This is a genomic window from Sphingomonas sp. NPDC092440 (assembly GCF_044754985.1).
GTDB lineage: Bacteria > Pseudomonadota > Alphaproteobacteria > Sphingomonadales > Sphingomonadaceae > Sphingomonas.
The window spans coordinates 22,230-40,923 of the sequence record NZ_JBIVQA010000016.1 but is presented as its reverse complement, the minus strand read 5'-3'; the positions used below and the strand labels follow the sequence as shown (position 1 = coordinate 40,923).

Genomic DNA, 18,694 nt, shown 5'->3' with positions numbered 1-18,694 from the left:
CCTCCCCGCCGGCATGGCCGATCCGAACGCATACAGGCCGGCGCACCCGCGCCGCCTGCCCGCATTCCTGAGCGCCGCGCTGACCGGCGCCTATGCTGGCATCGCGCTTCAGTGCTTGCTCGCCTGGTCGTCGGAACCGAATGGCCCCGACTGGCCGGACGCAGGAGCGATGGTCCTGATGCTGGCGATCTACGGACTGATCGCGCTCCCCTTCGTCGCGCTGGGCCTGCTCGTCTTCGGCATTCCCGCGGCCCGCCTGTTCCACCGCTGGCGCGGCCGCGCCTGGATGGGGCGGGTCGCGGCACTGTGCGGCGCCCTGGCCGGCAAGCTCGCTTATCATGCGATCGATCGCCTGCTGTTCTTCGGCACCTATCGGCCATGGGCGATCGAGCATGTCGATCTCGGCCTCTGCTACGGGGGGCCGGCGGGTCTTGCCTGGTGGTGGTTCAACCGCCGCGATTGAGCACCTGCGTCCGCGCGATGGAGGGAGCTGGGGGATGCCGGCGATTCGCCACGGCCTCTTCCCACTATCATTGTCTAACCCGGAACCGGGCTTGCGGCAAGCCGGGGTCCTTGTTCCATGAGGCTGCCCTCGATTCGCAGACGAGGGAGCAGCACCACATGACCTATTATCACGGCACCCGCGCGGACCTGCGCCCCGGCGACCTGATCGCCGCCGGCCATGCCTCCAACTATGGCGCGCGGAAGAGTGCGTCCTGGGTCTATCTCACCGGCACGCTCGACGCGGCGATCTGGGGCGCCGAGCTGGCCCGGGGCCCGGGGCGCGAGCGGATCTACATCGTCGAGCCGACCGGCGGGATCGTCGACGATCCCAATCTCACCGACCAGAAATTCCCCGGCAACCCCACCCTGTCCTACCGCTCGCGCGCGCCGCTTCGCGTGGTCGGTGAAGTCGCCGAGTGGCAGGGCCATTCGCCCGCGCAGGTGCAGCACATGAAGGCGGCAATCGAACAGCTCGAGGCCCAGGGCATCGAGGCCATCGACTGAGGGCCCGCGCGCCGCGCCCGGCCATGCGCCGGGTGCGGCGTCAGCGGCACTCCACGGTGAGGTGCGCCAGTTCGTGCACCGGCGCCAGCCGGGCGCGGACCGCTTCCGCATCGGCGCCCACCACGCTCACGATCGCCGCGCGCGCCTCGGGGCCCACGCGCCACACGTGCAGGTCGGTGATCCGGGCATCGCCCCCCGCCTCCACCAGCGCGCGCACCTCCGCCGCGACGGCATCGTCGGTCCGGTCGAGCAGCACTGCGGCGGTATCGCGCATCAGCGTCCACGACCAGCGCGCGATCACCACCGCGCCGACGATCCCCATCGCCGGATCCATCCAGGCCCAGCCAAGATAGCGCCCGGCCAGCAGCGCCGCGATCGCCAGCACCGAAGTCAGCGCATCGGCCAGGACGTGCATATAGGCCGAGCGCAGATTGTTGTCGTGGCCGCGGTGATGGTCGTGGTGATGGTCGGGGTCGTGGTGATGATCATGATGATGCGCATGGCCGTGATGGTGCCCGCCCGAGAGCAGCGCCGCGCTGATCAGGTTCACCGCCAGCCCCAGCACCGCCACGATCGTCGCCTCGCCGAACGCCACCTTGATCGGCTCGAACAGCCGCAGCACCGATTCCACGCCGATCCCCAGCGCGATCAGCCCGAGCACCATCGCCGAGGCAAAGCCGGCCAGGTCGCCCACCTTGCCCGTCCCGAAGCTGTAGGCGGCGCTATGCGCGTGCCGCCGCGCATAGGCATAGGCCGCCGCCGCGACGGCCAGCGCGCCGGCGTGCGTCGCCATGTGGAAACCATCGGCGAGCAGCGCCATCGATCCGGTCCAATAGCCGGCGGCGATCTCGCCCACCATCATCACCGCGGTGAGCCAGACCACCCACAGGGTCCGCCGCGCATTCGCGTCGTGCGCGGCGCCGAGGAAGACGTGGTCGTGCGCCAGCGCATCGATTTCGGGCAGGGTCGCCATGGGGAATCCTATTTGGAGTAACGGCGGATCACCGCCAGCAGGTCCTCGGCCCCGCGCGCGCGCTCGGCGTCGCTGAGATCGGGATGTGCGACATGCGCCTGGAGATGGTCGGCAATGATCTCGTCGAGCAGCCCGTTGACTGCCCCGCGCACCGCCGCGACGAGCTGCAGGATCTCGGCGCAGTCCGCGCCGCCCTGCATCGCCCGCTCGACCGCGCCGACCTGCCCGCCGATCCGGCGAACCCGCGCCAGCAGCGCGTCGTTACCATGGGAGAGATGCGCCATACCTATACCCCCTATAGGTATAACGGCCCGAAGTCAAAGCACTCTGGCGCAGGGAGGCAAAGGCGGGCCGTCAAACCGGGCTGGGGACATACCACCGTCATCCCGTGGAATAGCGACGCCACCACGCGCACGCCCTCCGGAAGAAGACCGGACTCGCCGCTCCTGCTCCACTCCTGGCCCTGGATCCCCGCCTGCGCGGGGATGACGGTGTCTGTTGATCGAGTCTTGGCCCTGGGTTGAGAACCAAGCAAGTATCTGATTTCCCGCCGTCATCCCGGCCCTGAACCGGGATCCCGCTGCTTCCTGCGCTGGCGGGATAGCGGGCCCCCGGCGCAAGGCCGGGGTGACGAACGAAGAATATGAGTCCCCAACCTAGGAAGCGATGGCCATCTCGGCCGGCGGCAGGAAACAGGCCACCGTGCTCGCCGCCAGCCGCGCGGGCTGAAGCGTGGTGGCGTCGAGGCAGCACCAGCGCGACTTCACTTCGGCCAGCGTCTCGGTGCCGCGACGGATCACCGTGTCGTAGAACGCGCTCTCACGCCGCACGCACTCCAGCACCACCGTGGCGATCAGCGCATCGGCGAGGAAGGCGGGCTTGCGATAGGTGATGTCGTGCCGCACGGCGACCCAGCGATGCGCCGCCACCGCTTCGGGCGGGGCCAGCCGCTCCCAATGATCGACCACCGCAGCCTGCACCCAGCGCAGGTAGATCGCGTTGTTCACATGCCCCAGCGCATCGATGTCGGCCGCTTCGATCCGGATGGCATAATGGTGCGGGTTGCTCGGGTTCATGAACGTCCATTCGTTGAGCCGCGCGCCTCGGCGAGCAGGCGATCGGCGATGTCGCGATAGAAAAGGCAGATTTCGGAAAGCTCGGCAGGGGACAGGACAAGCTCCGCGCCGACGGGGACACGCCGCAGGCCCCCGCCCTCGCCGTGCCAGCCCGTGGTCATCACCCCTTCGCCGTTGCGGTCGCCGCGCCGCACCGTGCCCGCGCAATGGAACAGGCAGTTGCGCGAACGCCCCAGCGCCATCAGCCGGGCATGGTCCGGATCGGGCACGCGAAGCGCATGGCGCAGCCGGGCGAGCTTGTTCGCGGTGTTGCGCTCGCCCCCGGGCAGGGCGATGCCGCGGCAACGCGCCGTTTCGCCCACCAGCAGATTGAGGAAGCGGTCGAGCTCGCGCAGTCCGTTACCGATCACTTTCGCCCGATAGCGACCCTCGATCGCGCGCGGCGCCGCACCGGGCCCGCCCAGGCCGAGCCCCAGGAAATGCGAACCCCGCAGCAGCGTCGCATACGCACGGATCAGTTCGGGGCTGACGACGGCGACGGCACCGCGCGCCGCGCCGCGCTTCACCGCGTCCCGCGGCGAGCGGCGATCGCCTGTTCGACGGCCGCCAATCCCTCGGCGCTTGCTATGGCAAGGTCGAGGGGGCGGCCGCCCAACCCATCGTCAGGGCCGTTGAGAAAGGCAGTGGCGCCCTCGCGCCCCAGTGCCTCGAACGCGATCCGGACGACGCGGCCCTGCCGCTCCATCCCGTCGGGCGAGAGCCGCGCTTCGGTGAACTTGCGCCGGAAGCCAGTGGTGCGCACCGGCTTGGCGGCATCTTCTCCAGCCGGATCCTTCGGCGGCATGTCGAGACCCAATGCGCTGCTCCCCTTGCGTAAGCGGGAGCACGGAGGTCTCTCAGCCGCTGGCGCCTACGAACGGAACTGCCAGCGATGGCCGCAGCCTAGCGGGTCGCCGCCATGAAAGCCACCCGCGATGATGCACCGATCGGACCGGCCGGCCACGGCGTTGATCAATTAGCATTGACTAATGCATTAGCGAATGCTAATCGATTCGCCATGCTCCAGACCGCTCCCCTCGACACCGTGATGCGCGCGCTCGCCGATCCCACCCGGCGATCGGTGTTCGAGCGGATCGTGCGCAGCGACCAGATCAGCGTGGCCGAGCTCACGCGCGGCAGCGGCGTCACCCAGGGGGCGATCTCGCAGCATCTGAAATCGCTGAAACAGGCCGGGCTGGTCGCCGAGCGTCCGCAGGGGCGCCAGGTCTTCTACAGCGCGCGGCCCGACGGCCTCGATCCGCTGTTCGACTGGATGCGGCACTATGACCTGTTCTGGCGCGATCGCTTCTCCGACCTCCGCAGCCTGCTCAAGGAAATCGACCCATGACCGAAGCCGATACCGTCACCCGGCAGATCCTCGTCGAGGAACTGCTTCCCCATGCGCCGGAAGTGATCTGGAAGGCGTTGACCAGCGGCGCGCTGATGGGACGCTGGCTGATGGAGCCCAGGGGCTTCGAGCCGGTGGTGGGCAATCGCTTCACCTATCAGACCACCCCCGCCGGCGAATGGGACGGCACGATCCGGTGCGAGGTGCTCACCGTCACCCCCAACACCCGCTTCGCCTATAGCTGGGCCGGCGGCCATGCCGCGAACCAGGGCTATGGCTCGCGGCTCGACACCGTGGTCACCTTCGATCTCGCGGCGGTGGCGGGCGGCACGCTGCTGCGCCTCACCCATTCGGGCTTCGAGCTGCCACGCAACGAGACCGCGTTCACCAATATGCGCCATGGCTGGGAAAAGGTGGTGAAGCAGGTCGGTACGGTCGCGGCCGAGGCCGGCTGCTGAGCCGCGATCGAGGAAGGAGCCCACCATGTCCGGAAGCCCGCCCTATACCGGCCGCTGCGCGTGCGGCGCGATCGGCTATGAAGTCGCCGGCGAGCCGGTCGACATGAACCATTGCCAGTGCCGCCAGTGCCAGCTTGCCAGCGGCACCGGCCACAGCTCGCACCTCACTTTCTTCGGCGCCGATGTCCGCACCACCGGCACGCCCAACCGCTGGGAGACGACCGGCGAGCAGGGCACCCGCAAGAGCCGGGCCTTTTGCGGCACCTGCGGGGCGCCGGTCTACATGACCTTCCCCGACATTCCCGAGCTGTTCATCGTCAGCCCCGCCACGCTCGACGCGCCCGAACGCTTCGCGCCCCGCGTCGCGCTGTGGACGGCGGCGGCGCAGCCCTGGGACTATCTCGATCCCACGCTGCAACGCTTCGAGAAGCTCCCCGCCGCGGCCCGGACTGAGCAAGGCTGGGAATAGCGCCCGCGGCACCGGCGGGCAGAGCGCGAGCCGCCGCGCCATCTGGCGTCGGGCATTAGCTGAACTTATGCTCCGTGCCCGATGGTCCGCCCCCACCTGCCCCTCAATGCCCTGCGCGCCTTCGAGGCGTCGGCCCGGCATCTGAGCTTCACTCGCGCCGCGATCGAGCTGTGCGTCACGCAAGCCGCGATCAGCCATCAGGTGAAGGGGCTGGAGCAGCGCCTCGGCACCCAGCTCTTCCGCCGCCTGCCGCGCGGGCTTGCGCTCACCGACGAGGGGCTGGCGCTGCTCCCGGCGCTGGGGGACAGCTTCGATCGCATCGCCGAACTGGTCGAGAGCATCGCCAGCGGCACCGCCGCGCAGCTGCTCTCCGTCGCCGCGGTGGGCACCTTCGCCACCGGCTGGCTGCTTCCCCGCCTCCCCGCCTTCCATGCCGCGCATCCGCGCATCGACCTGCGCCTGTTCACCAACAACAACCGCGTCGACCTGGCCGGCGAAGGGCTCGACTATGCGATTCGCTTCGGCGCCGGCGCCTGGCACGGCACCGAAGCGGTGCCGCTGGTCGAGACGCCGCTCACGCCGCTCTGCACGCCCGCGCTGGCCGCGCGCCTCGCCACACCCGCGGACCTGCTCGGCCTGCCGTTGCTGCGCTCCTACCGCGCCGACGAATGGCCGCGCTGGCTCGCCCAGGCCGGCATCGCGCCGCCGCCGCTGCGCGGCCCGGTGTTCGACAGCTCGCTGGCGATGGCCGAGGCGGCGATCCAGGGTATGGGCGTCGCCCTCGCCCCGCCGGCGATGCTTTCCCGCCATCTGGACGAAGGCCGCCTCGTCCGCCCCTTCCTGCTCGAAGTCTCGACCGGCCGCTACTGGCTCACCTGGCTCCAGTCGCGCACGCCCAGCCCGGCGATGCTCGCGTTCCGGGAATGGATCGTGACGGAAGCGGGCATGCGCGCCTGACCGCCCGGCCGGCACCGGTTGAGGCAAGGCCCTCGATCTGGGATAAGCGGCGCGTCGAAGGAGGCTCGTCATGCTGCGCACCCTCTTGTCCGCCATATTGTTCCTCATCGCCCTGCCCGCCACGGCGCTCGCCCAGGGGCCTGCCCAAAGGCCGGCGGAGTCTCCCGGCACGCTGATCTCCGCCGAACCGGTTTCCGGCGGGACGGAGGCGATGCGCAGCTGGCGTATCGCCTATTGGACCAGCGACGCGCAGGGCCGCGCGATCCGCGTCACCGGCATGATCGTCGCCCCGCGCGATCGCGTGCCATCGCCGGCGCCGCGCCGGGTGATCGCCTGGACGCACGGCACCTGGGGCGTGGTCGAGCGATGCGCGCCGTCGCTGAGCGCCGATTTCTGGCAGGCGACGCCCGCGCTCGCCGAGATGATCGCGCGCGGCTATCTGGTGGTCGCGCCCGATTATCCCGGGCTCGGCTCGCCCATGGCCCATCCCTATCTGGTCGGCATCGACACCGCGCGCGCGGTGCTCGACGCGGTGCGCGCCGCCCGGTCGCTGCGCGAGGCCCGGGCCGGCGCCGATTTCGCGGTCTGGGGCGAATCGCAGGGCGGTCATGCGGCGCTGTGGACTGCCGCGGAGACCGCGCGCTACGCACCCGAGCTGCGCCTGCTCGGCACTGCCGCCGCCGCGCCGCCCACCGATCTCGCCGCCAATCTCCGCTCGGGCAGTGATGCCAATGTCCGCGCGATGCTGGCAGCCTATGCGGCCTATAGCTGGTCGCAGCATTTCGGCCATCCGCTCTCCAGCCTGTTCAACAAGACCAATGCCGGGGTCGCCACGCGCCTGGCGCGCAACAATTGCGTCGAGCTCGGCAAGAAGCCGCGGCTCGGCACGATCCTTGGCATCGCAGCGATCCGGGGCGCGCTGCGCAGCAAGGACATGGGCAGCACCCCGCCCTGGGCCGGCATCGCCCGCGCCAACAGCGTCGCGCCCGGCGCGGTGCCCGGCCCCCTGTTGATCGCGCAGGGGACCGCCGACACCGTGGTCGCGCCGGCAGTGACGCTCGCCTTTGCCCGCCAGCGCTGCCGCACCGGCGCGCCGCTACGCTACATCTCGCTGCCAGGCGGCGACCATGGCGCCGCCGCGCGCGACGCCGGCGCCGCCAGGACCACGCTCGACTGGATCGACGCGCGCTTCGCCGGGGAAAGGCCGCCGAGCGATTGCGGGCGCATCTAGGAGAATCGGCAGGGATTTCTACTTCACCCCATATCAGTCACCCCGGCACGAGGCCGGAGTGACGGAGTGACGGAGTGACAGAGTGACAGAGTGACGCGACGAACTCGACTCCTTCATTGCAAATGTCGATATGGCTCAAGCTGGAGACTTGGATATCCCCTCTCTCGTCATCCCCGGGGATGACGAGAGGAATCGGAATAGCCCGGGCTCATCCCATCGCCAGCGCGTCCACCGCATCCTCGCGCTTCTCGGGCCGGATATAGATCGAGCTGAGCTTGGGCTCCTGCGCCTTCAGCCGCTGTTCGAGCCGCTCAATCAGCGTCTCCGCCTCGCCCATCGGCAGCGTGTCGGCGAAATCGGCACTGATCGCCACGAAGATGCGGTCGGGCGCGGTGTGGATGGTGCGGACATGGTTGACATGGGTGATGCACGGCTCCGCCTCGAGCAGCGCGCGGATCCGCGCCACCATGTCGAGATTGGCGCGCTCGCCGATCAACAGTCCCTTGGATTCGCGCGCCAGCAGCGTCGCCACCGCGGCCAGGATCACGCCGATCGCGATCGAGGCCCAGCCGTCGATCCGCGGATCGTCCCAGTGATGGCTTGCCCACACGCCGGCCGCCGCCACAGCCAGCCCGGCCAGCGCCGCCGAATCCTCGAACAGCACGATGAAGCCGGAAGGATCCTTCGATTCCCTGATCGCCTGCCACCAGCCGAGGTCGCCCTTGCGCGCCGCGAACGCGCGCATCGCGACCCACCAGCTCGCCCCTTCCAGCACGAAGGCGATGGCGAGCACGACATAATTGACCAGGGGATCGCGCAACGGCTCGGGCGCGGCGATGTGCCGCCAGCCCTCGTAGATCGAGACGCCGGCGCCCAGCCCGAAGATCAGGATGGCGACGATGAACGCCCAGAAATAAAGCTCGCGGCCATAGCCGAAGGGATGATCCCGGTCGGGCAGGCGCTTCGCCCGATACTGGCCATAGAGCAGCAGCCCCTGGTTGCCCGTGTCGACCAGGCTGTGCACACCCTCGGTTAGCATCGAGGAAGATGCGGTGATCGCGGCCGCCACGAACTTGGCGGCCGCGATCCCGAGATTGGCGGCGAGCGCCGCATAGATGACGAGGTTGGCGCGCCAGCCCGTCGCGGGCACGGCGGGCGGGGCCGCCATTGCCGGCCTTAGCCGAGGCCGATCTTCGCCAGGATCCGGCCGATCACGCCCTTGCCGTCGCCCTGGGCCAGCCTGGCCTCCTTCCTCGGATCATAGCCCGAGCTTTCGGGAAGATCGCCGCCGCGATGGCTGTGCACCGGCTGGGTCGAGGCGGGCGGATCCGACGCATCCATCGATTCGTCGAGCGCCCGGTCGAGCCGCGCTTCCTTGCTCTCGGGGTTGCGCGCCAGCCGCTCGGCGATCGATTCGTCGGTGCCGGCATCGGCCGATCGGGCGGCCGTGCGCTTGGTTTCCTCATTCGGGCCCGGTACCGCCGACAGGGGGTCCAGCGCCGGGTCGATCGGGTTCGCGTCCATGACTCACTCTCCTGAGCGTTGCCGGGCTGTAACGAACGCCCTGCGATTCGCGTTCCCGCACCTGCCTTCGCCCAGGCGCAAAAGAAAACGGCCCGGCGAGTTTCCCCGCCGGGCCGCATTTCCCGGAATCTCGCGGTGCCGCGCTCAGCGCGGCGCCCCGGATCAGTTCCGCTGGCTGCCGAACAGGCGCAGCAGGAACAGGAACATGTTGATGAAGTCGAGGTAGAGCGTCAGCGCGCCCAGCACCACGGCCTTGCCACGCATGTCGCTGCCCTGGACGTAGAAATACATGCTCTTGATCTTCTGCGTGTCATAGGCGGTGAGGCCCGCGAACAGCAGCACGCCGATCACGCTGAGCGCCAGGCTCAGCGGCCCCGACTGCAGGAACAGGTTGATGATCGAAGCGACGATCAGGCCCACCAGGCCCATGATCAGGAAGGTGCCCATGCCCGACAGGTCACGCTTGGTGGTGTAGCCCCACAGGCTGAGGCCCGCGAAGCCGGCCGCCGTCGCGAAGAACACCTGCGCGATCGAGGTATCGGTGTAGCGCAGGAAGATCGTCGAGAGCGAGAGGCCCATCACCGTGGCATAGACCCAGTACAGCGCCTGCATCGCCGGGGTGGAGAGGCGCATCTGGCCGAAGCTCATCACCAGCACGATACCGAGCGGCGCGAGCATCACGATCCAGCCGAGCAGCGAGGGGGAGACGGCGCCGTTCGCCTGCTCGGTGAACAGCACCGCGATCGCCCCGCTCTTGGCGAAGAGCAGCGCGACGATGCCGGTCAGCAGCACGCCCGAGGCCATATAGTTGTAGACGGACAGCATGTACGACCTGAGCCCCGCGTCGCGCGCATCCGCGCCGGCGCCGGCGGTCACATAGGGCGCGCCCGTCCGGGGATCCGACCAGTCAGCCATTTCAAAACTCCTTTGCCCGGCACCTGCCGGTATCCGTGAATATCGCCCCCGCGCCGGGTGTTTTCAAGCAAAACCGGGCGCGCTAGTGCCACGGCCATGCTTCGCCTGTTCGTCGGCCTGCGTCCGCCCGCCCCGATCCGCGCCCAGTTGCGCGCGCTGATGGGCGGCATTCCCGGCGCGCGCTGGCAGGACGACGGCCAGCTCCACATCACCCTGCGCTTCATCGGCGAGGTCGACGAGCGCGCCGCCGAGGACGCGGCGCTCGCGCTTTCCTCGGTGCGCTGGCCGCCGCTCGCGGTCGCGCTGGAGGGTGTCGGCACGTTCGACAGCCGCGGCCGGATCAACGCGCTCTGGGCCGGCATCCGCCCGCGCGAAGGGCTTGCCGGGCTCCACCGCAAGATCGACCAGGCGCTGGTCCGCGCCGGCCAGCCGCCGGAGCGCCGGGCCTATCTCCCCCACATCACCCTGGCGCGGATGAACGCTCCCGCCGAAGCGGCCGAGCGCTTCGTCGAGGCGCATGCCGGCCTCGCCAGCCCATCCTTCGCGCTCGACCATTTCTACCTGTTCGAAAGCCATCTCGGCCATGAAGGCGCGCGCTACGAGGCAGTGGAACGCTATCCGCTCCAGGCCTGACACCCCTCCCTGGAAGGGAGGGGAGAATATGGGTCCTAACTGCGCTTCTTCCCCTCCAGCACCGCGCGCACCTTTCGCGCCAGCTGCTCGCGGGTATAGGGTTTGGAGAGCAGCTCCACGCCCACGTCCAGCCGCCCGTCGTGCACGATGGCGTTCTCGGTATAGCCCGAAGTGAAGAGCACCATGAGCTCGGGTAGCCGCGCCCGCGCCAGCCGCGCCAGCTCCGGGCTCTTCAGCGCCCCCGGCATCACCACGTCGGTGAACAGCAGGTCGATCGCCACGCCGCTCTCGATCACGCTCAGCGCGCTCTGCGCGTCGTTGGCCCGCAGCACGATATAGCCCAGGTCGGTCAGCAGCTCGACCACCGTCGCCTGCACGTCCGGATCGTCCTCGGCCACCAGGATCGTCTCGTTGCCGCCGCGCATCGTCACGGTCTCGGGCGAGGTGACCACCAATTCCTCGCGCCCGCGCACGCGCGGCAGATAGAGCTTCAGCGTGGTGCCGTGGCCGAGCTCGGAATAGATCTTCACATGGCCGCCGGACTGCTTGACGAAGCCATAGACCATCGAGAGCCCCAGCCCCGATCCCTGCCCCTCGGGCTTGGTGGAGAAGAAGGGCTCGAACACCTGCTCGATCAGCTTCGGATCGATGCCGGTGCCGGTGTCGGTCACCGCCAGCATCACATATTGGCCCGGCGGCACGTCATCCAGCCCGCTGGTATAGGCATCGTCGAGCGAGGCGTTCGCCGCCTCGATCGTCAGCTTGCCGGTGCCCGCCATCGCGTCGCGCGCGTTGATCGCGAGGTTGAGGATCGCATTCTCCAGCTGGGTCGGGTCGGCCTGGCAATTCCACAGGCCGCCGGAAGTGATCACCTCGATCGCGATCGCCTCGCCCAGCGCGCGGCGCAGCATGTCCTCCATGCCGCCCAGGAACCGGCCGATGTTGAGCACGCGCGGCTCGAGCGGCTGACGCCGGCCGAAGGCGAGCAGCTGGCTGGCCAGCTTCGATCCGCGCTGCACCCCCGCCAGCGCGTTCGCCACGCGCCGCTCGGCCTTGTCATTGCCCTGCACGTCGCGCGCGAGGAGCTGGAGATTGCCCGAGATCACCTGGAGCAGATTGTTGAAGTCATGCGCCACGCCGCCGGTAAGCTTGCCGATCGTCTCCATCTTCTGCGCCTGCTGGAGCGCGGCGAACGCCGCCTCGCGCTCGGTCACCGCCTCGGTAATGCGCGTCTCCAGCCGCTCGTTGAGCGCGTGCAGCTCCTCCTCGGCAACGGCGCGGCGCGTCAGCTCGCGCGCCACTGCCTCGAACAGCCGGGCATTGTCCATCGCCAGTGCCGCCTGGCCGGCCAGGCTAACCAGGCTCGCCTCGGCCGCGGCGCTGAACCGGCCGGGCTCGGGATGGCCATAGAGCAGGCCGCCGATCACGTCCCCCGCCGGGGTGCGCACCGGCACGGCCAGATAGGAGCGCACGGGCAGATGCCCCTCGGGCATGCCCTTGAACGGCGCGTTCCGGCCGTAGCGGGGATCCGCGGTAACGTCGTCGACGCGGATGATGCCCGTGCCGGCAAAGGTCGGCTCGAACAATCGGGTGATCCGCGGCATCGGGAACTTGTCGAACACCGAGCGCGGCGCTCCGGACAGCGCGTAGAGCATGTAGCGCTCGCCCTCGGTCTCGTCGGTGCTGTTGTAGAAGAAGGCGCCGAACTGCGCGCCGATCAGCGCCACGCCCGCATCCACCGCGGTCTGCGCCACGCGCGCGCTGTCGCGCTCGCCGGTGATCGCGGTGCCCGCCTGGTTGACCACTTCCAGCGTGCGCGATTTCTCCTCCAGCGCCTCGCGCACGTCGCGCTCGCGCGCCGCCATGTGGAAATGCTCGGTCCGATCGGCGCTGGTGCCGAAGATGCCCACCACCTTGCCCGCCGCGTCGCGGATCGGCGTCAGCGCCAGGTCGACATGGATGTCGATCTTCTCGCCGCCGCCGCGCGTGGTCTGCACGTGCAGGCCGGGGCGGAGCACCGGCTCGCCGGCGAACGCCCGCTCGAAATGGGTGCCCACCTCTTCCCACACCGCCGGCCAGCTCTCGCGATAGGAGCGGCCGAAGATCCGCCGATCCTCGTCGCGATAGGCGTCGAGGATGCGGTCGTTGTAGAAGAACAGATAGTCCGGGCCCCAGGTGACGAAGGCCCGCTGCGGCGAAGCGAGCATCAGGTCGATCGCGACCTTCAGTTCGCGCGGCCAGCCCGCGACCGGGCCGAGTTCCGGCACCGCCAAGTCCGATGCCCGCAGCCTCTCCCCTGTTTCTCCGCCGTGGCTGGGCCAGGCGGCATCGGCTTCAGCCATCCATGCTCCCCATGCGCGCCCGCCCCGGCCATGGTTTATACATGCTGCGTCCGCCGGGAAAAGACGCCGCCAGCGATATCGCGCCGATCGCCAGGATGACGCGGGAAGTCAGAACCCCGATCGGGTTCGCCATCTAGGATCCGCTGCGCTTCCCCGGCAGCTTCACGATCCCGAAGCCCAGGGCGAGCCCGAGCAATATGCCGATCGCCATGTTGCCGATCAGCGCCCCGAATATCACGCCGATCGCGACACCGAGGGGAAATCCTGTCGCAGTCCCTTGCATCGCGCGCCTCTCGCCATCCTCCCGCATCGGGGGATGCCGTCCCTAGGGTCACGCCCCGGCCCGGGTCAACGCGTCCGAACGGCCGGCATTGTGAGCGGTGGGTGATCCATGCTTACATCCTCCCCTTCGACCGGGAGGCGGATATGCACACCATGCTCATTGCCAAGCTCATGTCCTGCGTAGCCATCCTCGCTTCCGCCACGATTGCGGCAGGCCAGGAGAAGCCGGTCGACGGCCGCTTCGATGTCGGCGGACGGTCGATCCGCCTGACCTGCAAAGGCAGCGGCGGGCCGACGGTGGTGATCGACGCCGGCATGGGAACCGCGCCGGCCGAGGATCCGGGCTGGCGGGGCATCGCGGACCAAGTGGCACCGGTCGCGCGCACCTGCCTGTACGATCGCGCCGGGCTGGGCGGGAGCGATCCGGCGCCCGCGGGGCCGCGCTCCAGCCGGGATGCCGCCCGCGACTTGCATGCCGCATTGTCGGCCGCGGGCGAGAAGGGGCCCTATCTGCTCGTCGGCCATTCGATCGGCGGGCTCCACTCCCAGGTGTTCGCGGCGCAATACCCGGCCGACACGGCGGGGTTGGTGCTGGTGTCGACGACGCATCCCGACCAGTTCTCGAAATGGCTGGCGCAGCTGCCCGCACCGGCACCGGGCGAGGAAAAGGCCGTGACCGAAGCGCGGGCCTTCCTCATGAGCGTGCAGGCGGATCCGGCCAGAAACGAGGAGCGGCTCGACATGCGCGCCAGCGCCGCACAGGCGCATCTGCTCAGGTCGCTTGGGAGCAAGCCGGTGATCGTCGCGACCCACAGCCCGCGCTTCCGCATGGTCCCCGGCTTGTCGGAACCGATCGCCGTCAAATTGGAGGACGCCACCCAGCAGATGCAGCGCGAATTCCTGACCCTGTCGACCAACGCGCATCAGAACATTGCCGAACGCGCGGGCCACGGCCTGCCGCACGAAGCGCCGCAATTCGTGGTCGACAATATCCTGCAGGGCGTCGCGGCGGTGCGGGGCCGGCCGGCGCGCTGATGGCCGCCGGTGCCGTCCGTTGCGGGGATGCATTCTGCCCGGCCGATCGTCCGGCTGACCCTGGAGAGCGCTACTCCGCGCCCCGCTTCAGGCCAGGGCATGATCGAAGGCCGATCGAGTGGTGTCGGTATCGAACGGAGCCGCACCTAGTTCCGGGAAGGACCGAGCCGTCCTGGCAGCTTCGTTCAGCCGGGCAGCGACTGCGCCGGCAAGGACGCACGCGGTCAGGCTTTCCGTCCCCTGCAACGGGCACTCGGAGCCGGCGAAGCCCGCGTGGAATGTTCTGAAAACACGGTCTCTCGCGGCAAAATATCCGATCGAGGTCTCAAGGCGCTCTACGGCATCGTCGATCAGCAGGGGCCGTGCCAGTATATGTCGTGCCCCAGTTCCGACCAGCAATCGACGAGCATCGTCAGATCCTGCTTGTTCAAAGCGAAGCCATAGCCCCAGCCACCGTCGAAGAACGGCTTTGTCGTGATATCTACCATCCCGTGGCGGACGGTCACGGAATATGGCTCCAACTTCGCGATGGCAGGCGGCCATTTGCCTTTCGGGACGTCGGCGCGCTGCGCCGCGGGGGCGAGCGGATAAGCCGCCATCAGACGCCGGGATTCGGCCGCGATCACCTTCAATTGCGTCTGATCGTGAATGGGGTGCGGCAAGGCGCAATATATTGCCAACGCGAGCAAAGCGATGATCGGGGCGGCAATGCGTAGGCACCCTCTCAATCAGACTCTCCATCACCTGCGCGTCAGCGCCTCGATATCATCGAGCTTACCGGCCCTCCGAGTGCCCGCAAGCAGGCAGCGACGGATCGGTTGTTAACAACGCAATTCGAGGCGGTTGCTGTCGGCTCGTTTCTCGTGCTCGACCGGCCATCATCGCCACTTCCGGCTCGCGCATGAAGACGCGGATCGCGGATCACACGATTCAACCCGCACTGGATACAGCTTAGCCGATGTCCCTCGGCTTCCGTGGTGGCACGCGCTGGTCCTCTGCAGGTTGGGCGCCTGCCCAAACGGGATCTCGATAGTCCCAGACGACGGTTCCCGGATCTGCTGCACGCCGCATGATCCGTTGACGATAACGTATGAGATCCGGCGAGCACATGTCCGCCAGCGGGGTGCCCTAGCCGGACCGCCCCAGCCGCGCCACCAGCGCCTCGGCGGCCGCGCTCACCTCCGCCCAGGTCGTGTCGAAGTCGCGGTCCGTCCCGAAATAGGGATCGGCGACCGAACTGCCTTCGCGCCCAGGCACGAGATCCATCAGCAGCCCCAGTTCGGCGGTCGCATCTGCCGGCGCGGTCGCGGCGAGGTCTCGCAGATTCCGGTCGTCGAGCGCCAGCACATGGTCGAAGCGATAGAAATCCTCCGGCCGCACCTGCCGCGCCCGAAGGCCGGAGATGTCGACTCCGTGGCGCCGCGCCGCCGCCTGGGCGCGGCGATCGGGCGGCGCGCCGACATGCCAGTCGCCGGTCCCCGCCGAATCCGCCGCGATGTCCAGCCCCGCGCGTTCCGCCGCCGCCCGCAGCGCGCCTTCGGCAAGCGGGGAACGGCAGATATTGCCCAGGCACACGAACAGCACCGACGTCATGGAAGCTTCCCCGCCGCGCCCCGCCTCACATCGCGTGGAAGACGCCGCAGGCGATGCGCCCGCCCGAATTGCCCGAGGGATCGGTCTTGTAGTCGTCGGCATTGGCATGGACGACGAGCGCCGCGCCGTCCTCGTCCATCAGCCCCGCATAGGTGCCGCCGGGCAGCACGAAGATCGTGCGATCGCGGCCGTCCTCGCCCACCGAGAGATTGGGCATGTCGCCGGCATGCGGACCCATCGGATTGTCCTTGCCGTGCTGATGCGCGGTCGGGTTCCAATGGCCGCCGGCGCTGGCGAAGTCCGGCCCCTCGCACTTGCCCACGGTGTGGACATGGGTGCCGTGCACGCCCTTGGTCAGGCCGTGCACTTCCACCATCACGCGGATCGAGCCGTCGACTTCCTCGGCGATCGCCTTGCCGACATCGGTGCCGTCGGCCATCTTGAGGTCCGCCTGGGCGCGGGCATGGCCGGCCATGTAGCGCGCGTCCTTCTGCGGGCTCGCGCAGCCCGCCACCGCCAACAATCCCGCCGTCACCAGCAAACCACGCATCGCCCTGCACTCCGGATAAATGTTCCCGTCACGTAATGGATGGCCGCGCCGCCGGTTCCAAGGGGTCAGCGCAAACATTCTCCGTCCGCCTTGCCCGAGACGCTGCCGACCCCGAGGATGATCTTGGCCCGCCGCTCGAAGGTCAGCGCCTGCCAGCGCCCCGAATTGCCGATCGCGGTGCGGCTCCGCAGGAAGGTCAAATGGAGCATCTCATACTGCTCCGGATCGATCCGCCGCCGGTCGAGCAGGCAGCCCCAGCGATCGAGATTCCAGGCCCAGTCGCGCTGCACGCCGTCCTGGTCGATCGAGCGCGACAGCGCCCCATACCAGGCGAAGATCGCGCCGAGCCGGTCCCAGCGCTCGCCCTCCGGCATCGCCGCCAGCTTGCGCCGCAGCCGCGCTAGGTCCTCGTCGAGCGGGAAGCCGCCCTGCTGCACCTTGGTATCCACCGCCCAGCGCACCTTGCGCAGGGTGATCGGCCCCTCGGGAAACACCCGCAACAGGTCCTGCCGCACCGCCTCGAGCAGCGCGAGATAGGTGTCGAGCTGCACCTGCAGCATCGCGTCGCTCTCGAACAGGGCGTTGAACTCGCCCCACAGGATGGGATCGAGCTTCCCGTCCGGCCCATGCGCCGCCAGGATCTTCTCGCGGCATTTGGACTTCACCGGCACCGCCAGACAGGCGTGCGAGAAGATCGTCTTGCCATGGACCGGCATCAGCGCCCTGCGCGCGCGGCGGAACCCGCCGCCCTGCGCCCGCTTCCACGCCTGGAGCAGGGGCTGCAGGCTTCCCGTCCCGAAATTCCACTGCGCCATGCCGACCGAGACGAGCTGGCTGTCGAAATTGCCCACCGGCATCGCCCAGCAGCCCATCGTCTCGGGGATCGAAGTCTCGCGCATCTGTGCGAAGATCGCCGCGCGGTCGAGCCCGATCGCGCCCAGCCGCGCCGTGCTGCCGGCATCGATGACGAGGAAGGGCAGGTCGCCCACTTCGCGGCAGGCCGGCCGTTCGGGCGGTACCGGCGCGGTCTGCGCCGCCGCCGGCCGGGCGGCCATGCCGAGCGCGAGCAGCGTCGCGGCGATCCAGGATTTCATGCGGCTCCCCTCCTTCTTTGCCGCGCTTGTCCCGCGCCGCGCCCGCGCGGGCAAGAGTCGGCCTAAGCCGTGCCTGGCCGAACATGGTTACCCGATTGGACGGTTTCGGCGGATTTTCCCCGGGAATCTGCGGTTTCCTGCTACTCAAATTGGCGAAATACGGCCTCGCCGGGCTAGCTGCCGGCGCCCGCAGCGGCGAGTATCGGCATAGAGCATGTCGATCCGCCTGCCTCCCGATCCCCCGCCGATCCGGCTCATGACCCGCTTGCTCGCCGAGCTGCAGACGACGGTGCTGGCGCGCGCGATCCGCCTGTTCGACGGCGATCTCGACCGGGTGACGATCTTCGCGGTGATCACGCGCGACACCTATCCCTTCGGCACGCGTGAGGGGCTGGCCCCCACCGTCTCCGCCCATTCGCTCGCCATGTCGCTGTCCCGCCCCTATGAGACGGTGCGCCGGCACGTGCACGCGCTGGTCGATGCCGGCTGGTGCGAACGCCGGGCGGACGGCGTCCTGGCCAGCCCCGCCGAGCTGCGCTCGCCCGCGCTCACCGAATTCCTCACGCTCGTCCATGACGCCGCCGTCCGCTTCGTCGCCGACATGGCACGCGCCGGGGTGCCGATGCCCGAAGTGGGCACCGTCCGCCCCTATCACCACGCCGCCGGGGTCCAGGCCGCGATCGACCTGATGCTCGCGGTGGTCGACACCAACCGGCGCACGCATCGCGACTGGCTGGAACTGGTGCTGTTCTCGACCATCTATGCCGCCAATTCGCGCCTGCTCAACGCCGATCGCGAGCTGTCCTGGCACTATGCTGATGGCCGCAAGGAGCCGCCGCCGTCGCTGCGCATGCCGGTTCGCGCCAGCGCGGTGGCCCGCGCGCTCGGCCTGCCCGAGGCAACGGTGCGCCGCCGCCTCGCCCACCTGCTCGAGGATGGCCGCGTCGAGCGGGTGGGCAAGAAGAAGCTCCTCGTTTCCGAAGCCTGGCTCAACCGCCCCGAATCGATCGCGACCAGCGTCCGGAGCTTCTCCACCGTCCGGCTCCTGCTCGCGCGCCTGGGTGTAAACGGTTTCCCGCTCCACGATCCCGCCCGCGCCTATCTCGCCGGCCGCCCCGCGCCGGTGGCGTTCGACTGAGCCTCGGCCCGCGGTTCCGCCAAAATGAG

Annotated in this window: 24 protein-coding genes; 10 read left to right on the top strand and 14 right to left on the bottom strand. The window is 69.1% G+C overall.

Features of this window, described 5'->3' with window-relative positions:
• Nucleotides 1-13 precede the first annotated feature (13 nt).
• Together ACIQCS_RS20935 and arr are read left to right on the top strand one after the other, a co-directional pair.
• Complete coding sequence (locus ACIQCS_RS20935; RefSeq protein ID WP_345848553.1) at nucleotides 14-463, top strand: hypothetical protein; 450 nt, start codon at nucleotides 14-16, stop codon at nucleotides 461-463.
• 158 nt (nucleotides 464-621) lie between these two features.
• Entirely contained in the window at nucleotides 622-1,008 is a 387-nt protein-coding gene (gene arr, locus ACIQCS_RS20930) for an NAD(+)--rifampin ADP-ribosyltransferase (RefSeq protein ID WP_345848555.1), read from the top strand.
• Between the two features lie 40 nt (nucleotides 1,009-1,048).
• On the opposite strand, the gene dmeF is transcribed toward arr, so the two are convergent.
• The 5 genes from dmeF to ACIQCS_RS20905 all read right to left on the bottom strand — a co-directional run bounded on the left by dmeF (nucleotide 1,049) and on the right by ACIQCS_RS20905 (nucleotide 3,901).
• Nucleotides 1,049-1,981 carry a CDF family Co(II)/Ni(II) efflux transporter DmeF gene (dmeF, locus tag ACIQCS_RS20925; protein WP_345848556.1) on the bottom strand — a complete coding sequence of 311 codons (933 nt, stop codon included), beginning with the start codon at nucleotides 1,979-1,981 and terminating at the stop codon, nucleotides 1,049-1,051.
• Nucleotides 1,982-1,989: 8 nt separating this feature from the next.
• On the bottom strand, nucleotides 1,990-2,265 hold the full coding sequence (locus ACIQCS_RS20920) for a metal/formaldehyde-sensitive transcriptional repressor (RefSeq protein WP_280281004.1): 276 nt from the start codon (nucleotides 2,263-2,265) through the stop codon (nucleotides 1,990-1,992).
• Between the two features lie 372 nt (nucleotides 2,266-2,637).
• A complete protein-coding gene (locus ACIQCS_RS20915; RefSeq protein WP_345848557.1) occupies nucleotides 2,638-3,057 on the bottom strand; it encodes an acyl-CoA thioesterase in 420 nt (139 codons plus the stop codon).
• Nucleotides 3,054-3,623 (bottom strand): hypothetical protein, encoded by a 570-nt coding sequence (locus tag ACIQCS_RS20910; protein ID WP_345848559.1) that lies wholly within the window; start codon nucleotides 3,621-3,623, stop codon nucleotides 3,054-3,056. The genes ACIQCS_RS20915 and ACIQCS_RS20910 overlap by 4 nt, the downstream gene beginning before the upstream one ends.
• Nucleotides 3,620-3,901, bottom strand: a complete 282-nt coding sequence (locus ACIQCS_RS20905; protein ID WP_345848561.1) for an antitoxin Xre/MbcA/ParS toxin-binding domain-containing protein — start codon at nucleotides 3,899-3,901, stop codon at nucleotides 3,620-3,622. The genes ACIQCS_RS20910 and ACIQCS_RS20905 overlap by 4 nt, the downstream gene beginning before the upstream one ends.
• Nucleotides 3,902-4,114: 213 nt before the next feature.
• Here ACIQCS_RS20905 and ACIQCS_RS20900 point away from each other — a divergent pair, with 213 nt between their 5' ends.
• The 5 genes from ACIQCS_RS20900 to ACIQCS_RS20880 all read left to right on the top strand — a co-directional run bounded on the left by ACIQCS_RS20900 (nucleotide 4,115) and on the right by ACIQCS_RS20880 (nucleotide 7,559).
• Nucleotides 4,115-4,444: a metalloregulator ArsR/SmtB family transcription factor gene (locus ACIQCS_RS20900; protein ID WP_345848563.1), complete on the top strand. Its 330-nt coding sequence runs from the start codon at nucleotides 4,115-4,117 to the stop codon at nucleotides 4,442-4,444.
• A complete protein-coding gene (locus ACIQCS_RS20895; RefSeq protein WP_345848564.1) occupies nucleotides 4,441-4,902 on the top strand; it encodes an SRPBCC domain-containing protein in 462 nt (153 codons plus the stop codon). The genes ACIQCS_RS20900 and ACIQCS_RS20895 overlap by 4 nt, the downstream gene beginning before the upstream one ends.
• A gap of 25 nt (nucleotides 4,903-4,927) precedes the next feature.
• Nucleotides 4,928-5,371, top strand: coding sequence for a GFA family protein (locus ACIQCS_RS20890; RefSeq protein ID WP_345848566.1), 444 nt, complete (start codon nucleotides 4,928-4,930; stop codon nucleotides 5,369-5,371).
• 81 nt (nucleotides 5,372-5,452) lie between these two features.
• Entirely contained in the window at nucleotides 5,453-6,328 is an 876-nt protein-coding gene (locus ACIQCS_RS20885; protein ID WP_345848567.1) for a LysR family transcriptional regulator, read from the top strand.
• Nucleotides 6,329-6,398: 70 nt separating this feature from the next.
• Nucleotides 6,399-7,559: an alpha/beta fold hydrolase gene (locus tag ACIQCS_RS20880; RefSeq protein WP_345848569.1), complete on the top strand. Its 1,161-nt coding sequence runs from the start codon at nucleotides 6,399-6,401 to the stop codon at nucleotides 7,557-7,559.
• A 208-nt stretch (nucleotides 7,560-7,767) separates the two neighbouring features.
• Here the strand turns inward: ACIQCS_RS20880 and ACIQCS_RS20875 are convergent, their stop codons facing one another.
• From ACIQCS_RS20875 to ACIQCS_RS20865, 3 genes are all read right to left on the bottom strand, one after another.
• Nucleotides 7,768-8,727, bottom strand: a complete 960-nt coding sequence (locus ACIQCS_RS20875; protein WP_345848571.1) for a cation diffusion facilitator family transporter — start codon at nucleotides 8,725-8,727, stop codon at nucleotides 7,768-7,770.
• Nucleotides 8,728-8,735: 8 nt separating this feature from the next.
• On the bottom strand, nucleotides 8,736-9,083 hold the full coding sequence (locus ACIQCS_RS20870; protein WP_345848573.1) for a hypothetical protein: 348 nt from the start codon (nucleotides 9,081-9,083) through the stop codon (nucleotides 8,736-8,738).
• A gap of 162 nt (nucleotides 9,084-9,245) precedes the next feature.
• Nucleotides 9,246-9,998, bottom strand: a complete 753-nt coding sequence (locus ACIQCS_RS20865; protein WP_280281015.1) for a Bax inhibitor-1/YccA family protein — start codon at nucleotides 9,996-9,998, stop codon at nucleotides 9,246-9,248.
• Between the two features lie 96 nt (nucleotides 9,999-10,094).
• Between ACIQCS_RS20865 and thpR the strand changes: the two genes are divergently transcribed.
• The gene (gene thpR, locus ACIQCS_RS20860) at nucleotides 10,095-10,631 is read left to right on the top strand and encodes an RNA 2',3'-cyclic phosphodiesterase (protein ID WP_280281040.1); all 537 of its coding nucleotides are present in this window, start codon (nucleotides 10,095-10,097) and stop codon (nucleotides 10,629-10,631) included.
• A 35-nt stretch (nucleotides 10,632-10,666) separates the two neighbouring features.
• On the opposite strand, the gene ACIQCS_RS20855 is transcribed toward thpR, so the two are convergent.
• Nucleotides 10,667-12,973, bottom strand: coding sequence for an ATP-binding protein (locus tag ACIQCS_RS20855; RefSeq protein WP_345848574.1), 2,307 nt, complete (start codon nucleotides 12,971-12,973; stop codon nucleotides 10,667-10,669).
• A gap of 133 nt (nucleotides 12,974-13,106) precedes the next feature.
• On the bottom strand, nucleotides 13,107-13,256 hold the full coding sequence (locus ACIQCS_RS20850) for a hypothetical protein (protein WP_345848576.1): 150 nt from the start codon (nucleotides 13,254-13,256) through the stop codon (nucleotides 13,107-13,109).
• Between the two features lie 143 nt (nucleotides 13,257-13,399).
• On the opposite strand from ACIQCS_RS20850, the gene ACIQCS_RS20845 reads away from it, so the two are divergent.
• Nucleotides 13,400-14,290 carry an alpha/beta hydrolase gene (locus ACIQCS_RS20845; protein ID WP_345848578.1) on the top strand — a complete coding sequence of 297 codons (891 nt, stop codon included), beginning with the start codon at nucleotides 13,400-13,402 and terminating at the stop codon, nucleotides 14,288-14,290.
• A 350-nt stretch (nucleotides 14,291-14,640) separates the two neighbouring features.
• Here ACIQCS_RS20845 and ACIQCS_RS20840 read toward each other — a convergent pair whose 3' ends face one another.
• The 4 genes from ACIQCS_RS20840 to ACIQCS_RS20825 form a co-directional block, all read right to left on the bottom strand.
• A complete protein-coding gene (locus ACIQCS_RS20840; RefSeq protein ID WP_345848579.1) occupies nucleotides 14,641-14,922 on the bottom strand; it encodes a hypothetical protein in 282 nt (93 codons plus the stop codon).
• Nucleotides 14,923-15,418: 496 nt separating this feature from the next.
• Complete coding sequence (locus ACIQCS_RS20835; protein ID WP_345848581.1) at nucleotides 15,419-15,883, bottom strand: low molecular weight protein-tyrosine-phosphatase; 465 nt, start codon at nucleotides 15,881-15,883, stop codon at nucleotides 15,419-15,421.
• 25 nt (nucleotides 15,884-15,908) lie between these two features.
• Nucleotides 15,909-16,433: a superoxide dismutase family protein gene (locus ACIQCS_RS20830; RefSeq protein ID WP_280281022.1), complete on the bottom strand. Its 525-nt coding sequence runs from the start codon at nucleotides 16,431-16,433 to the stop codon at nucleotides 15,909-15,911.
• 65 nt (nucleotides 16,434-16,498) lie between these two features.
• Nucleotides 16,499-17,527, bottom strand: a complete 1,029-nt coding sequence (locus ACIQCS_RS20825) for a hypothetical protein (RefSeq protein WP_345848583.1) — start codon at nucleotides 17,525-17,527, stop codon at nucleotides 16,499-16,501.
• Between the two features lie 256 nt (nucleotides 17,528-17,783).
• Here ACIQCS_RS20825 and ACIQCS_RS20820 point away from each other — a divergent pair, with 256 nt between their 5' ends.
• Nucleotides 17,784-18,665, top strand: coding sequence for a helix-turn-helix domain-containing protein (locus tag ACIQCS_RS20820; RefSeq protein ID WP_345848585.1), 882 nt, complete (start codon nucleotides 17,784-17,786; stop codon nucleotides 18,663-18,665).
• Nucleotides 18,666-18,694: the final 29 nt, after the last annotated feature.